This window comes from Tahibacter sp. (genome assembly GCF_035481375.1).
Classification (GTDB): Bacteria; Pseudomonadota; Gammaproteobacteria; order Xanthomonadales; family Rhodanobacteraceae; genus Tahibacter.
Map to the genome: position 1 here is coordinate 1 of NZ_DATIGT010000113.1, position 3,501 is coordinate 3,501.

At 62.4% G+C, this 3,501-nt stretch carries 1 pseudogene; it reads left to right on the forward strand.

What is annotated here, in order from left to right:
• Positions 1-76: 76 nt before the first annotated feature.
• Positions 77-3,501 (forward strand): annotated as a pseudogene (rpoC, locus tag VLF18_RS07155) (DNA-directed RNA polymerase subunit beta'); the annotation flags it as partial.

A 3,501-nucleotide genomic window follows, 5' to 3' on the forward strand; every position in this document is an offset into this window, starting at 1 on the left:
CCTTTAGGTCCCGCCCAGAGATTTGTCCTCCCATGAGGAAACAGAAATGAACGAACTGACCAACTTCGCGAACCCGGTGGCCAAGCCGGAGACGATCAACTACCGCACGTTCAAGCCCGAGCGCGACGGCCTGTTCTGCGCGCGCATCTTCGGTCCGATCAAGGATTATGAATGCCTGTGCGGCAAGTATAAGCGCATGAAATACAAGGGCATCGTCTGCGAGAAGTGCGGTGTCGAAGTCACGGTGACCAAGGTCCGCCGCGAGCGCATGGGCCATATCGAGCTCGCCGCGCCCGTCGCGCACATCTGGTTCCTGAAGTCGCTGCCGTCGCGCATCGGCCTGCTGCTCGACATGCAGCTGAAGCAGCTCGAGCGCGTGCTGTACTTCGAAGCCTATATCGTGCTCGAGCCCGGCCTGACCCCGCTCGAAAAGTTCCAGCTTCTGACCGAAGACGAACTGCTCGACGCGCAGGACGAATATGGCGAGGACGCCTTCTCGGCCGGTATCGGCGCCGAGGCGATCCGCGTGCTCCTCGAAAATCTCGATCTCGAACAGGAACGCGTTGACCTGATGGAAGAGCTCGCGACCACCAAGTCGGAGCTCAAGCCCAAGAAGATCATCAAGCGCCTCAAGGTGGTCGAGAGCTTCATCGAATCGGGCAACCGTCCCGAGTGGATGATCCTCGAAGTCGTGCCGGTCATCCCGCCCGAACTGCGCCCGCTGGTGCCGCTCGACGGCGGCCGCTTCGCGACAAGCGACCTTAACGATCTTTACCGCCGCGTGATCAACCGCAACAATCGTTTGAAGCGCCTGATGGAGCTGCGCGCGCCGGACATCATCGTCCGCAACGAAAAGCGCATGCTGCAGGAAGCGGTCGACGCGCTGTTCGACAACGGTCGCCGCGGCCGCACGATCACCGGCGCCAACAAGCGTCCGCTCAAGTCGCTTTCGGACATGCTCAAGGGCAAGCAGGGCCGCTTCCGTCAGAACCTGCTCGGCAAGCGCGTCGACTATTCGGGTCGTTCGGTCATCGTGACCGGTCCCGAACTCAAGCTGCACCAGTGCGGCCTGCCGAAGAAGATGGCGCTCGAGCTGTTCAAGCCGTTCATCTACGCGCGCCTCGACGCCAAGGGTCTGTCGATGACCCTGAAGCAGGCGAAGAAGTGGGTCGAAAAGGAACGCAAGGAAGTCTGGGACATCCTCGACGAAGTCATTCGCGAGCATCCGGTGCTGCTGAACCGCGCCCCGACGCTCCACCGCCTCGGCATTCAGGCGTTCGAGCCCGTGCTGATCGAAGGCAAGGCGATCCAGCTTCACCCGCTGGTCTGCGCCGCGTTCAACGCCGACTTCGACGGCGACCAGATGGCGGTCCACGTGCCGCTCTCGCTGGAAGCGCAGCTCGAAGCGCGCGTGCTGATGATGTCGACCAACAACATCCTCAGCCCCGCGAACGGCAAGCCGATTATCGTTCCGTCGCAGGACATGGTCCTCGGTCTCTATTACCTGTCGCTCGAGCGCGAAGGCGAACCGGGCGAGGGCATGCTGCTCGCCGACATGGCCGAAGTGCATCAGGCGCTGTTCACCGGCGCGGTGACGCTGCACACCAAGGTGGTGAGCCGCGTTCCGCAGACCGACGAACAGGGCAACGAGTATCTCAAGCGGTTCGAGACCACGCCGGGCCGCATGCTGATTGGCGAATGCCTGCCGAAGTCGCACACCGTGCCCTTCGACGTCGTCAACCGCCTTCTCACCAAGAAGGAAATCGGCGACGTGATCGACCAGGTCTATCGCCACACCGGCCAGAAAGAGACGGTGCTGTTCGCCGACGCCATCATGGCGCTGGGCTTCCGCAACGCGTTCAAGGCCGGCATCTCCTTCGGCAAGGATGACATGATCATCCCGGCGTCGAAGGAAGGGATGGTCGATGAAACCCGCGCGCTCGTGAAGGATTTCGAGCAGCAGTATCAGGACGGCCTGATCACGCAGCAGGAAAAGTACAATAAGGCCATTGATGCGTGGTCGCAGTGCGGCGACAAGGTCGCGAACGCGATGATGGACGAAATCCGTGCGACGCCGAAGCTCGACGACGGCCGTCTGGCCCCGATCAACTCCATCTATATGATGGCGCACTCGGGTGCCCGTGGCTCGCAGGCGCAGATGAAGCAGCTTGCCGGCATGCGCGGCCTGATGGCCAAGCCGTCGGGCGAGATCATCGAAACGCCGATCATCTCGAACTTCAAGGAAGGCCTCACCGTTCTCGAGTATTTCAACTCGACCCACGGTGCGCGTAAGGGTCTGGCCGATACGGCGCTCAAGACGGCGAACTCGGGTTATTTGACCCGCCGTCTGGTCGACGTATCGCAGGACTGCGTCGTGATCGAGGAAGATTGCGGCACCGAACGCGGCATGGAAATGCGCGCGATCATCCAGGGCGGTTCGACGATCGCTTCGCTCGGCGAGCGTATCCTCGGCCGCACGACGCTCGAGGATGTCGCCGACAAGGACGGCAACATCATCGCGCCGGTCGGCACGCTGCTCGACGAAGCGACGACGCAGCGCATCGAGGACGCCGAAGTCCAGTCGGTCAAGATCCGTTCGCCTTTGGTTTGCGAAGCGACGCTCGGCGTTTGCGGCAAATGCTATGGCCGCGACCTCGCCCGCGGTACGCCGGTCAACATCGGCGAAGCGGTCGGCGTCATCGCCGCGCAGTCGATCGGCGAACCCGGCACGCAGCTGACGATGCGTACGTTCCACATCGGTGGCGCGGCGCAGGTGAACGAGCAGTCGAACGCCGAAGCGATTTCGGACGGCACGATCGAATATCGCGACATGGCGACGATCGTCGACCAGCGCGGCCGCCGTCTGGCGCTGTCGCGTTCGGGCGAAATCGCGATCATCGACAGCGAAGGCCGCGAGCGCGCGACGCACAAGCTGCCCTATGGTGCGCAGATCATGCACAAGGACGGCGAGAAGGTGAAGAAGGGCGACCGGATTGCCGAATGGGATCCGTTCACCATGCCGCTGATCACCGAAAAGCAGGGCGTCGTGAAGTATCAGGATCTGGCCGACGGCAAGACGCTGGTCGAACAGGTCGACGAAGCGACGGGCATCGCCCAGCGCGTCGTGATTGAATATCGCTCGGCGGGCCGCGCCAAGAAGGAAGATCTTCAGCCGCGCCTCACCCTGCTGGACGACGAGTCGGGTGAAGCCGCGCGCTACCTGCTCGCGGTCGGGACGATGCTGTCGGTCGAGGACGGTCAGGAAGTGCAGGCAGGCGACGTTCTGGCGCGTGTCAGCCGCGAAGCGTCGAAGACGCGCGACATCACCGGTGGTCTGCCGCGTGTTGCCGAGCTGTTCGAAGCGCGCATTCCGAAGGACAACAGCGTTATCGCGAAGATCAGCGGCCGCATTGAATTCGTCAAGGATTACAAGGCGAAGCGCAAGATCGCGATCGTTCCGGAAGAAGGCGATCCGATCGAGTATCTGATCCCCAAGTCGAA